Source organism: Micromonospora sp. WMMD980 (assembly GCF_029626035.1).
Lineage (GTDB): Bacteria > Actinomycetota > Actinomycetes > Mycobacteriales > Micromonosporaceae > Micromonospora.
The window spans coordinates 3,132,281-3,152,088 of sequence record NZ_JARUBE010000003.1 but is presented as its reverse complement, the minus strand read 5'-3'; the positions used below and the strand labels follow the sequence as shown (position 1 = coordinate 3,152,088).

General features: G+C 73.2%; 17 protein-coding genes and 2 pseudogenes. 13 read left to right on the top strand and 6 right to left on the bottom strand.

Features of this window, described 5'->3' with window-relative positions:
* Positions 1-58: 58 nt before the first annotated feature.
* Positions 59-997: a LysR family transcriptional regulator gene (locus tag O7618_RS14755; RefSeq protein ID WP_278110013.1), complete on the top strand. Its 939-nt coding sequence runs from the start codon at positions 59-61 to the stop codon at positions 995-997.
* Positions 998-1,112: 115 nt separating this feature from the next.
* On the top strand, positions 1,113-2,135 hold the full coding sequence (locus O7618_RS14750; RefSeq protein ID WP_278106668.1) for a potassium channel family protein: 1,023 nt from the start codon (positions 1,113-1,115) through the stop codon (positions 2,133-2,135).
* 21 nt (positions 2,136-2,156) lie between these two features.
* On the opposite strand, the gene hrpA is transcribed toward O7618_RS14750, so the two are convergent.
* Positions 2,157-6,152: an ATP-dependent RNA helicase HrpA gene (hrpA, locus tag O7618_RS14745; protein ID WP_278106667.1), complete on the bottom strand. Its 3,996-nt coding sequence runs from the start codon at positions 6,150-6,152 to the stop codon at positions 2,157-2,159.
* A 132-nt stretch (positions 6,153-6,284) separates the two neighbouring features.
* Here hrpA and O7618_RS14740 point away from each other — a divergent pair, with 132 nt between their 5' ends.
* The 7 genes from O7618_RS14740 to O7618_RS14710 all read left to right on the top strand — a co-directional run bounded on the left by O7618_RS14740 (position 6,285) and on the right by O7618_RS14710 (position 10,825).
* On the top strand, positions 6,285-6,752 hold the full coding sequence (locus O7618_RS14740) for a cytidine deaminase (RefSeq protein WP_278106666.1): 468 nt from the start codon (positions 6,285-6,287) through the stop codon (positions 6,750-6,752).
* Positions 6,753-7,193: 441 nt separating this feature from the next.
* Positions 7,194-7,724: an iron chelate uptake ABC transporter family permease subunit gene (locus tag O7618_RS14735; protein ID WP_278106665.1), complete on the top strand. Its 531-nt coding sequence runs from the start codon at positions 7,194-7,196 to the stop codon at positions 7,722-7,724.
* Positions 7,628-7,987 carry an iron ABC transporter permease gene (locus O7618_RS14730; protein WP_278110012.1) on the top strand — a complete coding sequence of 120 codons (360 nt, stop codon included), beginning with the start codon at positions 7,628-7,630 and terminating at the stop codon, positions 7,985-7,987. The genes O7618_RS14735 and O7618_RS14730 overlap by 97 nt, the downstream gene beginning before the upstream one ends.
* A gap of 30 nt (positions 7,988-8,017) precedes the next feature.
* A complete protein-coding gene (locus tag O7618_RS14725; protein WP_278106664.1) occupies positions 8,018-8,521 on the top strand; it encodes an iron chelate uptake ABC transporter family permease subunit in 504 nt (167 codons plus the stop codon).
* A gap of 71 nt (positions 8,522-8,592) precedes the next feature.
* A complete protein-coding gene (locus O7618_RS14720) occupies positions 8,593-8,973 on the top strand; it encodes an iron chelate uptake ABC transporter family permease subunit (RefSeq protein WP_278106663.1) in 381 nt (126 codons plus the stop codon).
* Positions 8,970-9,842, top strand: coding sequence for an ABC transporter ATP-binding protein (locus O7618_RS14715; protein WP_278106662.1), 873 nt, complete (start codon positions 8,970-8,972; stop codon positions 9,840-9,842). Before O7618_RS14720 ends, O7618_RS14715 begins: the two co-directional genes overlap by 4 nt.
* Before the next feature lie 38 nt (positions 9,843-9,880).
* A complete protein-coding gene (locus O7618_RS14710) occupies positions 9,881-10,825 on the top strand; it encodes an iron-siderophore ABC transporter substrate-binding protein (RefSeq protein WP_278106661.1) in 945 nt (314 codons plus the stop codon).
* A gap of 77 nt (positions 10,826-10,902) precedes the next feature.
* On the opposite strand, the gene O7618_RS14705 is transcribed toward O7618_RS14710, so the two are convergent.
* Positions 10,903-11,550, bottom strand: a complete 648-nt coding sequence (locus tag O7618_RS14705; RefSeq protein WP_278106659.1) for a hypothetical protein — start codon at positions 11,548-11,550, stop codon at positions 10,903-10,905.
* Between the two features lie 290 nt (positions 11,551-11,840).
* On the opposite strand from O7618_RS14705, the gene O7618_RS14700 reads away from it, so the two are divergent.
* Positions 11,841-13,469 (top strand): peptidase, encoded by a 1,629-nt coding sequence (locus tag O7618_RS14700; RefSeq protein WP_278106657.1) that lies wholly within the window; start codon positions 11,841-11,843, stop codon positions 13,467-13,469.
* Positions 13,470-13,539: 70 nt separating this feature from the next.
* Here O7618_RS14700 and O7618_RS14695 read toward each other — a convergent pair whose 3' ends face one another.
* Positions 13,540-16,044 carry a DEAD/DEAH box helicase gene (locus O7618_RS14695; RefSeq protein ID WP_278106656.1) on the bottom strand — a complete coding sequence of 835 codons (2,505 nt, stop codon included), beginning with the start codon at positions 16,042-16,044 and terminating at the stop codon, positions 13,540-13,542.
* 47 nt (positions 16,045-16,091) lie between these two features.
* Positions 16,092-16,718, bottom strand: coding sequence for a tRNA (guanosine(46)-N7)-methyltransferase TrmB (gene trmB / locus O7618_RS14690; protein ID WP_278110011.1), 627 nt, complete (start codon positions 16,716-16,718; stop codon positions 16,092-16,094).
* Between the two features lie 149 nt (positions 16,719-16,867).
* Between trmB and O7618_RS14685 the strand changes: the two genes are divergently transcribed.
* Positions 16,868-17,434 carry a hypothetical protein gene (locus tag O7618_RS14685; protein WP_278106655.1) on the top strand — a complete coding sequence of 189 codons (567 nt, stop codon included), beginning with the start codon at positions 16,868-16,870 and terminating at the stop codon, positions 17,432-17,434.
* Between the two features lie 356 nt (positions 17,435-17,790).
* A pseudogene (locus tag O7618_RS14680) lies at positions 17,791-18,417 on the top strand (class F sortase); the annotation flags it as partial.
* Positions 18,418-18,529: 112 nt separating this feature from the next.
* Here the strand turns inward: O7618_RS14680 and O7618_RS14675 are convergent.
* Positions 18,530-18,649, bottom strand: a pseudogene (locus tag O7618_RS14675) (antibiotic biosynthesis monooxygenase); the annotation flags it as partial.
* Positions 18,650-18,985: 336 nt separating this feature from the next.
* On the opposite strand from O7618_RS14675, the gene O7618_RS14670 reads away from it, so the two are divergent.
* The gene (locus tag O7618_RS14670) at positions 18,986-19,240 is read left to right on the top strand and encodes a hypothetical protein (protein ID WP_278106653.1); all 255 of its coding nucleotides are present in this window, start codon (positions 18,986-18,988) and stop codon (positions 19,238-19,240) included.
* A gap of 30 nt (positions 19,241-19,270) precedes the next feature.
* On the opposite strand, the gene O7618_RS14665 is transcribed toward O7618_RS14670, so the two are convergent.
* A complete protein-coding gene (locus tag O7618_RS14665) occupies positions 19,271-19,807 on the bottom strand; it encodes a hypothetical protein (protein ID WP_278106652.1) in 537 nt (178 codons plus the stop codon).
* Position 19,808: the final 1 nt, after the last annotated feature.

The following is a 19,808-nucleotide window of genomic DNA, read 5'->3' as shown; positions in this document are numbered from 1 at the left end:
GGAGCAGTTCAATCAGGCGTCCAATGCATCGAAATCACAGTCTTGATAGCCGTAGGCTATAGAGATGCAGCTCCATCAGCTCCGGTACTTCGTCGCGGTCGCCGAAGTACGACATTTCACCCAGGCGGCCGATGTCGTCGGCATAACCCAGCCCTCGTTGAGTAAGCAAATTCACGCCCTGGAGACCGACCTGGGGGCTCCGCTCTTCGAGCGGGTAAGGGGCAACATCGCGCTCACCGCAGCCGGCGAGGTGCTGCTGCCGCTGGCCAAGCGCATCCTCGCCGACGTGGACACCGCGACCCGCGAGGTGCAGGAGCTGGTCGGGCTGCGCCGCGGCCGGGTCCGCCTCGGCGCCACGCCGAGCCTGGCCACCTCGCTCGCGCCGCCGGTGCTGCGCCGATTCCGCGACGCGCACCCCACCGTCGACCTGCGGGTCGAGGAGGGCGGCTCCCAGGACCTGGTCCGCGACCTGCTCCGCGGCGACCTCGACCTGGCGCTGGTGATCATGCCGTCCGGCGGCGCCGACCCCGGGCTGCGCGTCGACCCGATCCTGCGGGAGAGCCTGGTGGTGGCCTCGGTGGACCCGCTGCCCGGCGCCTCCGCCGCCGGCGAACTGCGCATCACCGACCTGCGCGACCAGCCACTGGTGATGTTCCGGGAGGGCTACGACCTGCGTGACGCCACGCTCCAGGCGTGCCGGGCGGCCGGCTTCGAGCCGAGCCTGTCGGTGGACGGCGGGGAGATGGACGCCGTGCTCAGCTTCGTCGAGGCCGGTCTCGGCGTCGCGCTGGTCCCCGGCATCGTGGTGGCCCGCCGTCCGGCCATCCGGGTCACCCGGCTCGTCCCGCCCGGGGTCCGCCGGACCATCGCGGTGGCCCGCCGCCGTGACGTGGTGCCCACCCACGCCGGCCGCGAGCTGCGCCGGATCCTCCTGGAGTACGTGCACGACGCGACCGCCGCCGACCAGCTCCCGGCCGGCGTGGAGCCGCTGGCCTGAAACGCGGCCGGCGGTGGCCCTCGGGTTGCGGCGGCGGTCGCCGTACCCGACGTTGGCAGGTGGACGCCGCCGCGCGTCCGCGGAGGGTGACGCCGGGAGACGGAGAGGGAAGAACGTGGCGGGAGTGCTGCTGGTCGTCGTGGGGACGCTTGCCGTCGCGGCGGTCGTGGTGGACACCACGCTGACCGCCCTGTCGCTGACCGGTGGGGCGGGCCCGCTGACCGGTCGACTCGGGCAGGGCGTGTGGCGGGTGCTGTGCCGGCTGGCCGGGAAGGGGCCGCGCCGGCACCGGGTACTGCGGTGGACGGGCCCGCTGGTGCTCCTGACGACCTTCCTGGCCTGGATCGCCGGGCTGTGGCTGGGCTGGTTCCTGGTCTTCACCGCCTACCCCGACGCGGTGCTCGACCCGCTGAACCGGCCGGCCGGGGCGTGGTCGCGGCTCTACTTCGCCGGCTTCTCGATCTTCACGCTCGGTGTCGGCGACTACGTGCCGGGCACCACCGCCGCGCAGATATGCACCAGCCTGGCGGTGCTCAGCGGGCTGTTCCTGGTCACCCTCGGCATCACGTACCTGATGCAGGTGGTGGCGGCGGTGGTGGACAAGCGGACGATCGCCGGCCACATCGCCGCCCTCGGCGACGACCCGGTCGACATCCTGCGGCGCGCGTGGACCGGGCAGCGGTTCTCCTCCATGTTCGAGCAGCACCTGACGAGCCTGACCCCGGAGGTGGTCCGGACCGGGGAGCGGCACCTGGCGTTTCCCGTGCTGCACTACTTCCACGTCGGCGTCGCCGCCAAGTCCGCGCCGGTCGCTGTCTCGGTGCTCGACGGGGCCGTGCTGCTGCTGCGTCACGGCGTGCGGGCGGAAGACCGGCCGGACCCGGGCGCGGTGGGGCCGCTGTCGCGGGCCCTCCAGGAGCTGGTGCACACGCTGGAGGACACCTTCATCCCGCCGGTGGAGAGCCCGCTGCCCGCGCCGAAGCTGACCACCCTCGCCCAGACCGGGATCCCGGTCGGTGACGAGCAGGCGTACGCGCAAGCCGTCGCGCGGGCGCAGCGGCACCGGTGCAGGCTGCGCGGCTGGTGCGCCAGCGACGGTTGGAACGAGCGGGAACTGCGCCTCGCCGGGACCGACTGAGCCGCGGCCCGCCGGACGCTCTCAGCGGCCCTCGGCGTCGTCCATGGCGCGGTAGATGCGCTGCTCGGAGACGGGGTAGGGGGTGCCGAGGGCCTGGGCGAAGACGTTCACCCGCAGCTCCTCGATCATCCAGCGGATCTGCCGGGCCGCCGGGGACGCGCGCTTCGCCGGGGGCAGCGCGGCCAGCATGTCCTGATATTCCTTCTGCACCACGGCGATCCGGTCCTGTTGCTGCTTGTCGCGCTGCGGGTTGCCGGGCAGCCGGTCCAGCCGGCGCTCGATCGCGGTCAGGTAGCGCAGCAGGTCCGGCAGGCGGGCGTAGCCGGCCTCGGTGACGAAGCCGGCGCGCACCAACCCGCCGAGCTGGGCGCGCACGTCGGCCAGGGCGGCCACCACGGCCAGGTTGCGGGTCGCGCCGAGCCGCTGCTCCACCGCGTACCCGGCGGCCAGCACCTGCCGCACCCGACCCATCACCTCGACCACGGTGTCGACCAGGTCGGCGCGGACGCGTTCGCGCAGCGCGGCGAAGCCCTCGGCGTCCCAGGCCGGGCCGCCCGCGTCCGCCATGAGCTTGTCGATGGCGGCGCCGGTGGCGTCCTCGATCAGCGCCGGCACCCCGCCGTGCGGGTTGCGTGACAGCGCCAGCTTCGCCTCGTTGCTCAGCCGGCCCTGGAGGAACTTGGCCGGCGACGGCAGCGTCAGCCGGAGCAGCCGGCGGGTGCCCGCCCAGTGTGCGGCCTCCTGCTCACCGGCGGAGTCGAACACCCGCACCCCGACGGTGGCGCCCTCGTCCACGAGCGCCGGGTAGGCGGTCACCGCGAACCCGGCCCGGACCTGCTCGATGGTGCGCGGCAAGGTGCCGATCGACCAGCCGGTCAGCCCGCTGCGGGCCACGTCCGGCGCGGCGGCGGCGACGACCTGGCGTACCTCCTGGCGCAGCTCGCGTTGCAGCGCCGGCAGGTCCTTGCCCTCGGCGACCGGCTTGTCGTCGTCGCCGAGCACGCGGAAGGTGACCCGCAGGTGCGGCGGCAGCTTCGCCAGGTCCCACGCGTCGGGCGGCACGGTCACGCCGGTCATCCGGCGTAGCTGCCGGGCCAGCGCGGCCAGCAGCGGTTCCTCGCCCGGCGTGATCGCGGCCAGCGCCGCGCGCGCGTAGTCGGGCACCGGGACGAAGTTGCGCCGGAGGGGTTTGGGCAGCGACCGGATCAGCGCGATCACCAGCTCCTCGCGCAGCCCCGGCACCTGCCAGTCGAAGCTCTCCGCCGGCACCTGGTTGAGCAGCGGCAGCGGAATGTCCACGGTGACGCCGTCGGTGGGCGCGGTCGGATCGAACGTGTAGGTCAGCGGCAGGGTGACGCCGTCGGCCCGCCACTCGTCCGGGTAGTCCTCCTCGGCCACGCCACCGCGGCCGGCGTTGACCAGCAGCTCGCGGGTGAAGGTGAGCAGGTCCGGCTGATCCCGGCGGGTCTTCTTCCACCACGTGTCGAAGTGCCGGCCGGAGACCACGTCGACGGGGATCCGCTGGTCGTAGAAGCCGAAGATGGTCTCGTCGTCGACCAGGATGTCGCGCCGGCGGACCCGGTTCTCCCACTCCTCGACCTCGGTCAGGAGCTTCTGGTTGTCGCGCCAGAACTGGTGGTGGGTCTGCCAGTCGCCCTCGACCAGGGCGTGCCGGATGAACAGCTCCCGACTCAGGCCCGCGTCGATCCGCCCGAAGTTGACCTTGCGGGAGGTGACCAGCGGGATGCCGTAGAGCGTCACCTTCTCGTAGGCCATCACCGCGGCCTGCTTCTTCTCCCAGTGCGGCTCGCTGTAGCTGCGCTTGACCAGGTGCTGGGCCAGCGGCTCGACCCACTCCGGCTCGACCCGCCCGGCGACCCGGCCGAACAGGCGCGACGTCTCCACCAGCTCGGCGGCCATCACCCAGCGCGGCGGCTTCCGGAACAGCGCCGAGCCGGGGAAGATCACGAACTTCGCGCCGCGGGCGCCCAGGTATTCGTGCTTCTGCGCGTCCTTGAGCCCCAGGTGCGAGAGCAGGCCGGGCAGCAGGGACTGGTGCACCTTCGGGGTGTCGATCTCCTCCGGCAGGTCGGCGCCGGCGCCGCGCCGGCCCTCGCCCCGCTCGCCGCCCCGCAGCACCTGTCGGAGCTGGCTGACGATGTCCTGCCACTCGCGTACCCGGAGGTAGTTGAGGTGTTCGGCCTTGCACATCCGGCGGAACGCGCTGGAGGACAGCTCCCGCTGCTTCTCCCGCAGATAGCGCCAGAGATTGAGGTACGCGACGAAGTCGGAGTCCTTGTCGGCGAACCGGGCGTGCGCCTGGTCGGCCTGGGCCTGCTTGTCGGCGGGACGCTCGCGCGGGTCCTGGATGGAGAGCGCGGCGGCGATCACCACCACCTCGGTGGCGCAGCCGTTGCGTTCGCCCTCGAGCACCATCCGGGCCAGCCGGGGGTCGACCGGGAGTTGGGCCAGCCGCCGGCCCAGCGGGGTGAGTCGCTTCGCCGGGTCGGTCTCGGCCGGGTCCAGCGCGCCCAGCTCGTGCAGCAGGTTGACACCGTCGGTGACGTTGCGCCGGTCCGGCGGGTCGATGAACGGGAAAGCCGCGACGTCGCCCAGCCCGATCGAGGTCATCTGGAGGATGACCGAGGCCAGGTTGGTGCGCAGGATCTCCGGGTCGGTGAACTCCGGCCGGGAGTCGAAGTCCGCCTCGTCGTAGAGGCGGACGCAGATGCCGTCCGAGGTGCGCCCGCAGCGGCCCTTGCGCTGGTTGGCGCTGGCCTGCGAGACCGGCTCGATCGGCAGCCGTTGCACCTTGAGCCGGCTGGAGTAGCGGGAGATGCGGGCGGTGCCCGGGTCCACCACGTACTTGATGCCGGGCACCGTGAGCGAGGTCTCCGCGACGTTGGTGGCGAGCACCACCCGGCGGTTGCTGTGCGCGGCGAAGACCCGGTGCTGCTCGGCGCTGGAGAGCCGGGCGAACAGCGGCAGGATCTCGGTGCCGAGCAGGGACCGCTTGTTCTGCACCAGCTTGCCCAGCGCGTCGGCGGTGTCCCGGATCTCCCGTTCGCCGCTGAGGAAGACCAGGATGTCGCCGGGCCCCTCGGCGGCCAGCTCCTCGACCGCGTCGCCGATCGCCTGGATCTGGTCGCGGACGTTCTCCTCGTCGGCCTCGTCCTCCGCCTCGGCCTCGGTGACCTCGACCAGCGGCCGGTAGCGGACCTCGACCGGGTAGGTGCGGCCGGAGACCTCCACCACCGGCGCCGGGTTGCCCTCGGCGTCGGCGAAGTGCTTGGCGAACCGGTCGGTCTCGATGGTCGCCGAGGTGATGACCACCTTGAGGTCGGGCCGCCGGGGCAGGAGCTGCCGCAGGTAGCCGAGGATGAAGTCGATGTTGAGGCTGCGCTCGTGCGCCTCGTCGATGATCAACGTGTCGTACTGCCGCAGCATCCGGTCGGTCTGCAGCTCGGCCAGCAGGATGCCGTCGGTCATCAACTTGACCAGGCTGGTGTCGCCGACCTGGTCGGCGAAGCGCACCTTGTAACCGACCACGCCGCCCAGCTCGGTGCCGAGCTCCTCGGCGATCCGGTCGGCCACCGTCCGGGCGGCCAGCCGTCGGGGTTGGGTGTGCCCGATCAGGCCGGTGACGCCGCGGCCCAGCTCCAGGCAGATCTTGGGGAGCTGGGTGGTCTTGCCGGAGCCGGTCTCGCCGGCCACGATCACCACCTGGTGGTCGCGGATCGCGGCGGCGATGTCGTCCCTGCGCTCGCTGACCGGAAGCTGCGCCGGGTAGGTGACCGCCGGCACCGCGGCCCGCCGGGCGGCCAGCCGCGCCTCGGCGCGGGTGACCTCGGTCGCGATCTCGGCGAGCGCCGACTCCCGCCGCTGCGGATCCCGCAGCTTCCGCACGCCGTCGATTCGCCGCTGGAGGCGGCGCTGGTCGCGGAACATCAGGGCGGCGAGGCGGCGGTGCAGGTCGCGGGCGGTGGCGGGAGCGTCGGGTACGGCTGGATTCTGCATGTCGTCGCCAAGGATAGGCAGCCGCGCGGCGGACCGCCCCCGGGTTACCGCCCGCTGGCGTGCCGTCCGGGGCCGGGGCTCCGGCGCGGCTAGAGTTGCCGCCGACGAGGTCGACGAGGGACGGGGATGATCATGCGGGACACCGACCGGGCGCTCGTGCAGGCCGCGACCGCCGTCGCCAAGCTCCGCTGCCGTAGCGACAACCACACCGTCGCCGCGGCCGTGCGCAGCACCGACGGGCTGGTGTTCAGCGGGGTGAACGTCTACCACTTCACCGGCGGCCCGTGCGCCGAGGTGGTGGCGCTCGGCGCGGCCGCCACCCAGGGCGCGGGCGAGTTGGAGGCGATCGTCGCGGTGGGGGACCGGGGCCGGGGGGTCATCCCACCGTGCGGGCGCTGCCGGCAGGTGCTGCTGGACTACTTCCCGTCGATCCGGGTGATCGTCGGGCCGCCGGACGGGTTGCGCGCGGTGCCGGTGTCCGACCTGCTGCCCGAGACGTACGTCTGGTCGGACCACCAGGTCGAGGTGCCGGCCGGCCCGCGCACCGGCGTGTGGCCGCTGCCCGTGGTGCCCGGGAGCCGCCAGTCCGCGGAGGGCTGACGCCAGGCCTCGCGGCCGACAGGACCGGAGCACACCATCGAGGGCCTGGTGACGGGCGCGGAGTGACCCGCCGCGTCAGCCGGCCGGTCGGGCGCGCAACGCGCGGATCGCCCAGTCCAGCACCGGCGCGAGGCTCTCGGCCGGCGGCCACCCGTTCACCACGGCGAGCAGGTTCTCGTACCGCTCCCGCCGGGGATCGTGCGCGGCCGTCAGCCGGTCGAGCAGGCGTCCACGAAGGGCGGCGTCGTCCGCCCGGCCGCACAGAGTGGCGTAGCGGGCCGCGGCCCGGGCCAGGACCGGATCGGCGCGGGGCGAGGCCGGGGTCCACGCCGGCGGCCAGCGCCGGGGCCACCTCCTCCCGGACCACGGCGACCGCGTCCCGGCGTACGCCCTCGACGCCCGCCCGGTCGGCCGCGTGCAGCTCGGCGAGCCGGCGCAGGCGTGGCGCTGGCCGGGGTGCTGTTCCAGGCGGTCACCCGCAACCCGCTGGCCGAGCCGCGCATCCTCGGCGTCAGCGCCGGCGCGTCCTTCGGCGTGGTGCTGGCCATCGCCGTGTTCGGCGTGAGCACGCTCGCCGGGTACGTCTGGTTCGGCATCGCCGGCGCGCTGTTCGCCGGAATGCTGGCGTTCGCCGTGGCCAACCGCACCCGCGAGGGCGCCAGCCCGGTCACCCTCACGCTGGTCGGCGCCGCCCTCGACGCCGGTCTCGGCGCCATCGTGTACGCGCTGCTCAGCATCGACGCCCGCACCTTCGAGGAGTACCGCTTCTGGGTGGTCGGCGGGCTCACCGGCCGGGACGTCGGCTCGGCGTGGCCGGTCAGGTGCTGCCGTTCGTGCTGGCCGGGGTGCTGCTGGCCGCGCTCGCCGCCCGGGGCCTGGACGCGCTCGCCCTCGGCGACGACGTGGCACGCGGGTTGGGCCACCGGGTCGCCCTGGTCCGGCTGGCCGCCGGCGGCGGGGGAGTGCTGTTGACCGGCGCCGCGGTGGCCGCTGCCGGCCCGATCGCGTTCGTCGGGCTGGCCGTGCCGCACCTGGCGCGGGCCCTGGTCGGCGCCGATCACCGGTGGACCCTGCTGGTCGCCGCGCTGCTCGGCCCCACCCTGGTGCTCGCCGCCGACGTCGCCGGTCGCCTGGTCGCCCCGCCCGGCGAGATCCCGGCCGGCATCGTCACCGCCCTGGTCGGCGCCCCCCTCCTCGCCGTCCTGGTCCGCCGAGCCAGGGTCGTGACCGCATGACCTCCTCCCTCCACCCCCACTCCCGCGATCTTGCAGTTCCTGCCCCGACGAACCGGACGAGTACCCCGTCGGACGGGCCGCAACTGCAAGATCGACCAGAGCGGGGGCGGGGCGCTGGCCGGGAAGGCGGTGCTACGGGTCGGGCCGGTGCTGGTGCCGTTCCGGTGGCGGGCGGTGGTGGTGGCGGGGGTGCTGACGGTGCTGCTGCTGGCCGCGTTGGTGGTCAGCCTGTCGCTGGGGACGCCGTACGTGGCGCCGGGCGACGTGCTGCGGTCGCTCTCCGGGGCGGGCACCCCGTACGACCTGGTGGTGCGCGACCTGCGGCTGCCCCGCGCGGTGCTGGCGGCGCTGGCCGGCGCGGCGTTCGGCGTGGCCGGCACGCTGATCCAGAGCGTGGCCCGCAACCCGCTGGCCAGCCCCGACGTCATCGGCGTCACCCAGGGTGCCGGGTTGGCCGCCACCGTCGCGCTGACCAGCGGCGCCGCGGCGGTGCTGGTGGCGCCGGCGGCGGGCTGCGCGCCCAGCTCTGGCTGATCGGCACGCTCGCCGGCAAGGGGTAGACCGAGGCGGCCTGGATCGCCGGCACGCTCGCCGCGCTGCTGCCGGTGCTGCTCTGGGCCGGCTGGGCGCTGCGCGCCTCCGCCCTGGACGACGACACCGCCCGGGGGATCGGGCTGCGGCCGGTGGCCCGCCGGATCGGGCTCGCCGGCACCGGCGTGCTCGCTGCCGCCGCGGTCACCGCCCAGGTCGGCGCCGTCGACTTCGTGGCGCTCGTCGCCCCGCAGGTGGCCCGCCGGCTGGTCCGCGCCGAACGCCCGCCGATGGTCTGCGCCGCGCTGCTCGGTGCGCTGCTGCTGGTGCTCGCCGACCTGGCCGGTCGCCGCCTGTTCGCGCCCACCCAGCTGCCGGCCGGCGTGCTGACCGCCGCCATCGGGGGGCCGTACCTGATCTTCGTGCTGCTGCGTACCCGAGGGAGGCGGTCGTGACCGCGTTGCTGTCCACCCGCGACCTGGTCGTCGGCTACGAGGGCCGGACCGTGCTGGACGGGTTGGAACTCGACCTGCCGGCCGACGCGTTCACCGTGATCGTCGGCCCGAACGCCTGCGGCAAGTCCACCCTGCTGCGCACCATGGCTCGGCTGCTCACCCCGCGCCGGGGAGCGGTGCTGCTCGACGGCGCGCAGATCCGCGACCTGCCCACCCGGGACGTGGCCCGACGGCTCGGCGTGCTGCCGCAGAGCCCGCTGGTGCCCGAGGGGATCACCGTGGCCGACCTGGTCGGGCGCGGTCGGCAGCCCTACCAGCGGTGGTGGCGGCAGTGGTCGGCCGAGGACGGCCGGGCCGTCGACGAGGCCATGCGGCTGGCCGACGTGACCGGGCTGGCCGACCGCGCGGTGGACACGCTCTCCGGCGGGCAGCGCCAGCGGGTGTGGATCGCCATGACCCTCGCCCAGGACACCGATGCGCTGCTGCTCGACGAGCCCACCACCTTCCTCGACCTGGCCCACCAGGTGGAGGTGCTGGACCTGCTGCACCGGCTGCGCGCCGAGCGGGGCCGGACCGTGGTGGCCGTGCTGCACGACCTCAACCAGGCCGCCCGGTACGCCGACCACCCGGTCGCCATGCGCGACGGCGCGGTGGTCGCGGCCGGCCCGCCACGCGAGATCCTCACCGCCGACCTGGTCCGCGACGTCTTCGGGCTCGGCTGCGTGGTCGTGCCCTGCCCGGTCACCGGCGCCCCGCTCGTGGTGCCCGCCCGCACCCAGACCTCGGCCGCCCCGCCCGCACGCACCCACTCCCCGGCCGCTCCGGCCGGCACGCCGGCCCCGGTCGGCGCCCCCGTCGGCGACGCCTGAGCGCGCCGGCCCGCAGCCGCACCACGGAAAGGAACCTGATGCGTCGCCTCGCCGCCGTACTCACCACCGCCCTCGCCCTCGGCGTCGGCCTCACCGCCTGCGGGGAGAGCGACCCGGTCGCCGGCGCCGGCGCCGGGGAGACCCGGGACATCACCCACGCCATGGGCGCCACCAAGGTGCCCGTCGAGCCCAAGCGCGTGGTGGTGCTCGACACCGACAAGATCGACACTGCGCTGTCGCTGGGTGTCACCCCGGTCGGCGCGGCCACCGCCGGCGAGGCGAAGAGTTGGCCCACCTACTTCGGCGCGGAGAAGCTCACCGGCATCACCGAGGTCGGCGTGCTCACCGAGCCCGACCTGGAGGCGATCAACGCGCTCAAGCCGGACCTGATCCTCGGCAGCAAGTTCCGCCAGGAGAAGTTCTACGACGAGTTGTCCGCCATCGCGCCGACCGTGTTCACCGAGAAGGTCGGCGTCACCTGGAAGGAGAACTTCCTCCTCGACGGCGCGGCGCTCGGCAAGGAGCAGCAGGCCAAGGACCTGCTGGCCGCGTACGAGAAGCGGGCGAGGGACTTCGGCGCGAAGCTCGGCGACGCGGACGCGCGCAAGATCTCCATCGTGCGCTTCATCCCGGGCAACATCCGGGTGTACGGCCCGGACTCGTTCTCCGGCATCGTGGTCGGCGACACCGGCCTGGGCCGCCCGGAGCGGCAGCGCCTGGAGGGCAAGGAGGACAGGCGCTTCGACCTGGTCAGCGCCGAGCGGGTCAACGAGGTCGACGGCGACGTGGTGTTCGTGACCGCGTACGGCGAGAAGGCCGCCGCCGAGCAGGCGAAGGTCACCACCGGGAGCCTCTGGAAGGGCCTGTCCGCGGTGAGGGCCGGCAAGGCGCACGTGGTCTCCGACGAGGTGTGGATGACCGGCATCGGCGTCGGCGCAGCCAACAAGATCCTCGACGACCTGGAGAAGTATCTGGCCGCCTGAGTCTCGTCCGCGCTCTCCTCCACACGGCCGGACGGCCGCCCCCGTGATCGGGGACGGCCGTCCGGGGTCGGTGGCGGTCAGGCGGCGGTGGACCAGATGGCGCGGAACGCGGCTGCCTCGCCGGCCAGCCACTGCTCGATCTGCTCGGGCTTGGCGTCGGCCGGCATCCGGTGCGCCTCGCCGCGCCGCACGTCGACGAGGACCGGCTCGGCGTGCGGCAGCACGGCGTCCATGTGTCGGGCCATCAGGTGCAGGGTGGCCAGGGTGGCCTCCTCGCTCGGCGGCGCCTCGTCGAAGTGCAGCCGGATCGCCTCGGCCCGGCCGTCGGCGTAGCGCACGCCGAACTGTGGATTGATCTTCACGGGCAGATCGCCGAGCATCGCGAGGGCGTCGCGTGCCTGGGCCAGGTGGACGCCGGCCGGCTCGCCCAACGACTGCAACCAGCGGGTCGCGCCCGGCACGAGCGCCTCGTAGAGCGGGCGCCACCGTGGCTTGACCACGTCGGCCACCTGGGCCAGGTGGGTGCCGCCGGTGTGGAAGGCCACGTCGGCCTTGAGCGCCTTGACGAACTGGCCGTGCGGGTTGAAGCCGTGCCGGCTCGCCCGCTGCCGGCGCAGACCGCCGACGAACGTGGCCTTGGTGGGGCCGGTGCGGTCCACGTAGCGGGTGAACCCGAGAAGGGTGGCGTAGGGGGTGACAGGGGCGGCGGAGGTGGGCGCAGTCACGAGCATCCTCCCAGGTCAACGGCTCGTTTAGTACATACATTCTAATCGACGGGTCTGACATCGCCCAGGGTCTTGAGGGGCCCGCGTGTGCGGATGGCGCAGAACGTCTTCGGGGTCGGTGACGATCGACCGGACACGTCGGCGCTGGCCCGCCTGCTGGCCGTCGAGGCCGCGTCACCGGCCCTGCCGGGACGACCGGAGCGGCATCGGCCAGCCGGACCACACGGGACAACGGGGTTCCTGATCTTGAAATAGAGTGCGGTCTTCCAACCCTCTCTTCCGGAGCAACCATGAGATCCCTCACGGCCCGCTGGCCCCGCCTCGCCGCTGGTGTGGCGCTGCTGGCGACGACCGCGCTCTTCGCCCCGTCGGCCCCGGCGCACGCCGCCGACGAGCTGCCCGACCTGTCGGTCTCCTTCGACCGCGATCCCGTCGCGGAGATCGACAACAGCGGCACCACGGTCGGCATCTACCTCTACAACTGGGGCCAGGCCGACGCGACGGCGGTGACCGTCACGCTCGACCTGAGCAAGCTCTCGTCCGACGTGACCCCCTCGGTGTCGGAGTGGAACGACGCCTGCAAGCTCGCCGCGAAGAAGGTCACCTGCACCGTCGGCCGGCTGGCCGCCGGCCAGACCGACCACCTCTATTCGGTGGACCTGGCCAGCCGCACGGGTGCCACCCCCGGCGACGCCGGTGCGGTGACCGTGACCATCGCCGGGGCCGAGGAGGACGCCAACCCCGGCGACAACACCACCACCTTCCCGGTCACGATCGTCGCGTCCGGTCCCGACCTGGTCGCCGCCGCCGAGGACCTGAACGACAAGTCCCACCCGGTCGGCGGGGGTGACCGCGTCCCGCTGCGCAGCGGTGTCCTCAACGAGGGCGACAGCCCGGCGACCGACTTCACGGTGCGGGTCGACCTGCCCACCGGCGCGACCTTCGTCGAGCGGTACAGCGACTGCACCTACGTCGACTACTACCCGAACGACATCGGCCTGCCCTACGTCTACGGCCCGAGCCAGGTCACCTGCACCGTGCCGCTGACGCTCAATCCGGGTGAGGGCCTGCTGCTGTTCGACGAGGAGACCGGCGCGTCGCTGTTCAACATCACCTTCGGCCGCAATCTGCCCGGTCCGGACGAGAACTGGGCGTCCTTCAGCACCGCCCTGGCCGGGGAGGCTGAGGCGGCGAAGAAGGTCTCGGCCGCCAAGGGCGCCGGCCCGTCGTTCGCCGCCGCCGCCGAGAAGCTGCACGCCCAGGCGGTACGCGCGGGACTCGCCAAGCGGTCGGCCGTGGAGCGGGAGATCGACGAGTTCGACAACTACGCCGACTTCCACTTCTGGAGCAAGAAGAACACGCTCGACGTCGCGGTCACCGCGCCGCCGGTCAAGGGCGCGGTCGGGCAGACCGTCGAGCTCGGCTACGAGATCGTCAACAACGGCCCCTCCGACGGCGGTGGCCCCGGCGTGGTCATCACCGCGCCGAGCGGCACGGTGCTGCTGCCCAACGAGTGGTGCTACACCGACGGCGAGCCCGGCAAGACGCTGCCCGAGTCGGCGAAGCTGCGGTGCAACTTCGAGAGCGAGTTCCCGAGCGTCGCGTCCGGCTACGGCCGGATCAAGACCAGCGTCCGGGTGAAGATCAAGTCGACGCCGGGGTCCGACGGCACCATCGTGGTCAACGGCGCGACGTCGTCCACCGAGACGAAGCCGGCGAACAACACCGCCCGCATCGTCATCACCACCGGTGAGGGTGGCGCGGGCGGCGGCGACGGCGGTTCCGGCGGTGGCCTGCCGGTCACCGGCGCGCCGGCCGCCGCCCTGGCCGGTACGGGTGCCGCCGTGCTCGCGATCGGCGCGGTGCTGTTCGTCGTGTTCCGTCGCCGGCGACTGGCGTTCCAGGCTCCGCGCGACTGACCGAGAGTCCGCGTGACACCGCGGGGGCGGGACCGGCCAGGTCTCGCCCCCGCGGTGTGGTCGGATCAGATCAGAGCTGACCGACGTCGGTGACCCGGACGACCGCCGCGCCCACCTCGTCGGAGGCGGCCAGGTCCACCTCGGCGCTGATGCCCCAGTCGTGGTCGCCCTCCGGGTCGTCCAGGATCTGACGTACGGTCCATCGCTCCCGGCCCTGCTCGATCATCAGAAGTGCCGGCCCGCGCGCGTCCGGCCCCACCCCGATCGAGTCGTACGCCTCGAAGTACGGCTCCAGCGCGTCGGCCCACGCGTCGGCGTGCCAGCCGTCCCCGGAGTCCAGCTCGCCGAGCAGGTCCCAGCGGCGCAGGGCGGCCAGCTCGACCCGGCGGAACAGCGCGTTGCGCACCAGCACCCGGAACGCCCGCGCGTTGCGGGTGACCGCCGGCGGCCGGTCGTCCAGCGAGGCGGCGACCTCGGCCACGTCGGACGGGTTGCGTAGCCGCTCCCACTCGTCGATCAGGCTGGAGTCGACCTGGCGGACCAGCTCACCCAGCCACTCGATGAGGTCGACCAACTCCTCGGTCTTGGCGTCCTCCGGCACGGTCTGCCGCAGCGTCTTGTACGCGTCGGCGAGATAACGCAGCACCAGGCCCTCGGACCGGGACAGCCCGTAGAACTGGACGTACTCCGGGAAGGTCATGGCCCGCTCGTACATGTCCCGGACCACGGACTTCGGGGCCAACTCGTGGTCGGCGACCCACGGGTGGCCCTGCCGGTACATCTCGTACGCCCCGGCCAGCAGCTCGGCGAGCGGCTGCGGCCAGGTCACCTCGTCGAGCAGCTCCAGCCGCGCCTCGTACTCGATGCCCTCGGCCTTCATCGCGGCGACCGCCTCGCCGCGCGCCTTGAACTGCTGCGCGGACAGGATCTGCCGCGGGTTGTCCAGGATCGCCTCGATCACGCTGAGCACGTCCAGCGCGTACGACGGGGACTCCCGGTCGAGCAGCTCGATCGCGGCCAGCGCGAGCGGCGACAGCGGCTGGTTGAGCGCGAAGTCGAGCTGGAGGTCGACGGTGAGGCGGACCCGCCGGCCGGCCTCGTCCGGCTCGGGCAGCTCCTCGACCACGCCGCCGGCGCGCAGCGCCCGGTAGATGGCGATGGCCCGGCGGATGTGCCGGCGCTGGGCGGCCGGGTCCTCGTGGTTGTCGGTGAGCAGGTGCCGCATCGAGGCGAACGCGTCGCCGGGCCGGCCGATCACGTTGAGCAGCATCGAGTGGCTGACCTGGAAACTGGACGTGAGCGGCTCCGGCTCCGCCTCGACGAGACGCTGGAACGTCGGCTCGCCCCAGCCGATGGAGCCCTCCGGCGGCTTCTTCTTCACCACCTTGCGGCGCTTCTTCGGGTCGTCGCCGGCCTTGGCCAGCGCCTTCTCGTTCTCGATCACGTGCTCGGGGGCCTGCACCACGACCCGGCCGATGGTGTCGAACCCGGCCCGCCCGGCCCGGCCGGCGATCTGGTGGAACTCGCGGGCCTTCAGCAGGCGCGTCCGCACCCCGTCGTACTTCGAGAGGCCGGTGAAGAGCACGGTGCGGATCGGGACGTTGATGCCGACGCCGAGCGTGTCGGTGCCGCAGATGACCTTGAGCAGGCCGGCCTGGGCGAGCGTCTCCACCAGCCGGCGGTACTTCGGGAGCATGCCGGCGTGGTGGACGCCGATGCCGTGCCGGACCAGCCGGGACAGCGTCTTGCCGAAGCCGGAGGTGAACCGGAAGTTGCCGATCGCCTGGGCGATCATGTCCTTCTCCGCGCGGGTGCACACGTTCACGCTCATCAGCGCCTGCGCCCGTTCCAGCGCGGCGGCCTGGGTGAAGTGCACCACGTACACCGGGGCCTGCTTGGTCTCCAGCAGCTCCTCGAGCGTCTCGTGCAGCGGCGTGGTCGCGTACGAGAAGAGGAGCGGGACCGGCCGCTCGGCCGAGCGGACGACGGCGGTCGGCCGCCCGGTGCGCCGGGTCAGGTCGTCGACGAAGCGGGTGGTGTCGCCGAGCGTGGCGGACATCAGCACGAACTGGGCCTGCGGCAGCTCGATGATCGGCACCTGCCAGGCCCAGCCGCGGTCCGGCTCGGCGTAGAAGTGGAACTCGTCCATGATCACCTGGCCGACGTCGGCCCGGCGGCCCTCGCGCAGCGCCAGGTTGGCCAGGATCTCGGCGGTGCAGCAGATGATCGGGGCGTCGGCGTTGACGCTGGCGTCACCGGTGAGCATGCCGACGTTCTCCGCGCCGAAGACCTCGCAGAGCGCGAAGAACTTCTCCGACACCAGCGCCTTGATCGGCGCGGTGTAGAAGCTGGTCCGGTCGTCGGCCAGCGCCGCGAAGTGGGCCGCGATCGCCACCAGGCTCTTGCCCGAGCCGGTCGGCGTATTCATGATCACGTTCGCGCCGGAGACGATCTCGATGACCGCCTCCTCCTGGTGCGGATAGAGGTCGAGACCGCGCTCGGACGCCCAGGAGGCGAACGCGTCGTAGAGGGTGTCGGGGTCGGCGGTCTTCGGCAGCGCGGCGGTGAGAGTCATGGCGGCTCCCATCGTGCCTGGATCACACCACGCCGCGCCAACCGGGTTCAGCGCCGCCGGTGGATCAGGTCGAAGACCTCCCGGCCCGCGGTGACCGCGCGCCGCTCGAACTTGGTCACCGGCCGGTGCGCCGGCCGGGGCGCGTAGCCGCCGTGCACGTCGACCAGTTCGGGGTCGGCGGTCAGCGTCACCCGCATCGACTCGGCGTACTCGGCCCAGTCGGTGGCGCAGTGCAGCGTGCCGCCGGGCGCCAGCCGGGAGCGCAGCAGCGCCACGTGCGCCGGCTGGATGATCCGCCGCTTGTGGTGCCGGGTCTTCGGCCACGGGTCCGGGAAGTAGACGTGCACCGCGTCCAGACGGCCCTCCGGCATGGCCCGCACCAGGTCCAGGGCGTCGCCCTCGGCGACCCGCACGTTCTCCAGTCGGTGCCGTTCCACCAGCTCCAGCAGGTTGGCGATTCCCGGCGTGTGGACCTCGACCGCCAGATAGTGTCGGCTCGGGTCGGCCGCCGCCATGGCGGCGGTGGCGTCGCCCATGCCGGAGCCGATCTCCAGCACCAGCGGCGCCCGCCGTCCGAACAGCGCCGCCGGATCGCACGGCCCGTCGAGGGCGGCGATCTCCAGGCCGTACGCGGGCCAGAGCCGGGTCAGCGCGTCGCGCTGCCGGTCGCTCATCCGCCCGCGACGCGGATGGAAGGTGCGGATGCGGGCGGTGGGGACGTCGGTGGTGGTCACAGCGACCCGAGCCTACGCGACAGCCGCGCCGATCGGATGTGAGGTGCGGCCGGGGGTGAGAGGATTCATCCCGTACGCCGGGAGGGGTCATGGGGTCAGTCAGGGGACGTGCGGCGCTGCTGGCCGCGGTGGTCGTGTGTGCCGCCCCGCTGCTCGGCGCGGCGGCCGTGCAGGCCGCGCCGCGCGCCGCCGAGCCGGTGCCCGGCCAGCCGCCCGCCGACGTGATCTTCGTGGAGGTCACCCCGAGCACGGTGGAGCCGGGCTATCTGGTCGGCATCCGGGCAAGCTGCCGCGACAACTCGGTGCCGGCGATCGTGGTCTCCGACGCCTTCGGCCGGATCCAGGTGCAGCCGCAACGGGGTCTGCTCACCGCCTCGCCGATGGTCAACGAGCGCACCCGGCCCGGCAACTACCGGGTCAAGCTGGAATGCCCGAGCGGTGAGACCGCGTCCACCATGCTCCAGGTGGTCAAGCAGGGGCAGCACACCCGGCCGCCGAGCCACTTTCCCAGCCGGGGTCCGGCCACCGGCTTCGGCGGCACCGCCGGGCCCGGCCTCGGCGGCCTGTTGGTGCCGGTCGGGCTGGCGTTGACAGTGGTCGGCGCCGGGCTCGGCGTGGCCGCGTCCCGCCGCAACTCCGGCGCCGCCCGGCCCTGAGACACGCCATGGCCGACTACTCCGCCCCGCCGCCGGCCGGCTCCCGGCGCTCCGGCTGGCCCTTCCTCGCGCTGCCCCCGGCCGCCTCCCCACCCTCCCGCTCTCGACCGGCCGTCTCCCCGCCTGCCGACGCGCCGCCGCCCGCCGGCTCGGCTCCGTGGAGTCCGCCCGCCGACTCGCGGTCGGCGCACGCCCCGCCGTCCGGCTCGCGGCCCTGGTTGCCGCCGCCGGCCGCGTCGCGTCCCTGGCAACTGCCGCCGGCGGGTGCGCCGGCCGTCCGGGCCCGGCCCGCCGGCCCGCCGCCCGCCGGTCCCGTCCCGGCGCCGCCTCCGGCTGGGCCGCCGGGACGGGACCGGCGGCGGGGCCCCTGGTCGAAACCGATGGCCGTGGTGCTGGTGCTGCTCGGCGTGTTCGCCGTCGGGGCCGGACTCGGCCGCACCGCCGGGCCGTTCGACGTCGCCGACGCGTCGGCCGGGTCGAGCGCGGTGGCGCCCCCGCCGGCCTCGTCCGCCGCCCCGGCCCGGAAGCCGGCCAGCCTGCCGGTCCGCCTCTCGGTGCCGGCCATCAAGGTGGCCGCGCCGGTCACCCCGGTCGGTCAGGCGCGGGACGGTTCGGTGGACGTGCCGCCGCTGACCGAGACCGACCAGACCGGCTGGTACAACCGGGGCGCGGTGCCGGGGGAGCCCGGCCGGGCGATCATCGTCGGTCACGTCGACACCAAGAGCGGGCCGGCCGTGTTCTACCGGCTGCGCGACCTCAAGCCGGGCGCGCGGATCCAGGTGACCCGGGCGGACCGCAGCGTGGTGACGTTCAAGGTCGACAGCGTCGAGTACTTCGACAAGGCCAACCTGCCCGCCGCCCGGGTCTACGGCGACTCAGGCCCGGCGGAGCTGCGACTGATCACCTGCGGCGGCACGTGGCTGGGCGGCCGCACCGGCTACGAGGACAACGTCATCGTCTTCGCCTCGCTCACCACGCGCTGACCCCGGAGGCGGGGCCGGCCGAGGCGCCTACCACGCGCCGACCCTGCCCCTGGAGCCCGGTCGACCACACGAAGTTGACGGTGGACAAGAGGGGCGAACTGGCCTGGAGGGCCACCTCGAACTCCAGGAGGGTGGCGCCGGTGGCCACCGGCTGGCGGGGTTGGGCGCCGTCGGCGGCGTGTGCGGCGCGGGAGGAGCCCTGCGCCCACGCCTGGTACGCATCCTCCAACTCCCGCCAGCACCGTAGTGCAACGGCAACGGCCCTGAGCTGCGGAAACCACTGCGAAATTAGCTATCGCTTCCGGTTGCTGCGGTAGTAGGCGGTCGTGCCGAGAAGCTGCCCGACGCGCTGGCGGGTCGCCCCGATCTCGTCCCCGATCGCTTGATGCGATAGGCCCTGCTCAACCATCTCTTGCATGGCCTTCAGCCGGACGCCCGAGGTGTTCAAGGCAAAAGAAGCCCGCCCCGGGTCGTCTCCCACGGGGGAAGGAGACGGGCCCAGGGCGGGCGGCTCAGGTGGTGCGAGTTGGTGTCGACGTGGCGCGGGGCCGGATGCCATGCTGGCGGTATGAGCGAGCTAAACCGGGACGAACTGCTTGCCCTTCTGCGCGTTGTAATGCCGATTCAGGCTGAGGTGATGCTGAGCCGGCTCGGTGACAAGGCGGTGCGCAAGATGGCCGACGCCTTCGGGGACTTCGATGAGCTTGCCTCGGTCGAGCCGGAAGCCGCTCGTGTGATTCAGGGCCTTGAACGGCTCAACCACCGCTTGCGGCTGGCGATGGGGGAGTCAGTGCTACCGGACGATGCCCGGCCACTGACGTGACCGAGCACCGAACCTTGCCGGATGTGCGGCTTACCGCTGGCGGAGTCCTCCGCCGCCGCCCGTCGCGGACAGGGTGAGGCAGTCGTAGTCCGAGGCGGTCACCTTCGCCGTGTTGCCGTTGGACGAGACGTAGTAGTACGCGAAGCCGATCGTGTCGACGCAGATCCGAACGGTGCTGGTGGCGGGCCAGCGCGCGGCGTACGTCGGACCGGTCCGCTCACAACTGCTGATCGCGCCCGTCGCGCCCGTGCACGAGTTGCTGCCGGTCTTGACGATCGTCCCGGAGCTGTTACAGATCTTCCACTCCAGGTTGAGCTGCCGGTACGCCTGGTTGCTCGTGGCCCAACCGTTCATCAGGCCCTTGGTGTAGACGTTGGCGTCGCAGATCTTCACGCCGCTCTGGACTGCGCACGAGGGTGTGCCCTGGTAGATCGTGCCGTCCACGTTCCCGGCGGGGGGCGCGGGCCAGGTGGAGAACGGCGACGGCTTCACGGCGGCCGACGCGGAGCCGCCCATCAGTGACAGGGCCGCGATGCAGACGGCCATCCCGGTGACGGCGGCGCGCATC

Coding starts and splice junctions, on each gene's coding strand:
- hrpA (WP_278106667.1), bottom strand. CDS start 6,152: ATGCAGAATCCAGCCGTACCCGACGCTCCCGCCACCGCCCGCGACCTG.
- O7618_RS14740 (WP_278106666.1), top strand. CDS start 6,285: ATGCGGGACACCGACCGGGCGCTCGTGCAGGCCGCGACCGCCGTCGCC.
- O7618_RS14710 (WP_278106661.1), top strand. CDS start 9,881: ATGCGTCGCCTCGCCGCCGTACTCACCACCGCCCTCGCCCTCGGCGTC.
- O7618_RS14700 (WP_278106657.1), top strand. CDS start 11,841: ATGAGATCCCTCACGGCCCGCTGGCCCCGCCTCGCCGCTGGTGTGGCG.
- O7618_RS14695 (WP_278106656.1), bottom strand. CDS start 16,044: ATGACTCTCACCGCCGCGCTGCCGAAGACCGCCGACCCCGACACCCTC.
- trmB (WP_278110011.1), bottom strand. CDS start 16,718: ATGAGCGACCGGCAGCGCGACGCGCTGACCCGGCTCTGGCCCGCGTAC.
- O7618_RS14685 (WP_278106655.1), top strand. CDS start 16,868: ATGGGGTCAGTCAGGGGACGTGCGGCGCTGCTGGCCGCGGTGGTCGTG.
- O7618_RS14670 (WP_278106653.1), top strand. CDS start 18,986: ATGAGCGAGCTAAACCGGGACGAACTGCTTGCCCTTCTGCGCGTTGTA.
- O7618_RS14665 (WP_278106652.1), bottom strand. CDS start 19,807: ATGCGCGCCGCCGTCACCGGGATGGCCGTCTGCATCGCGGCCCTGTCA.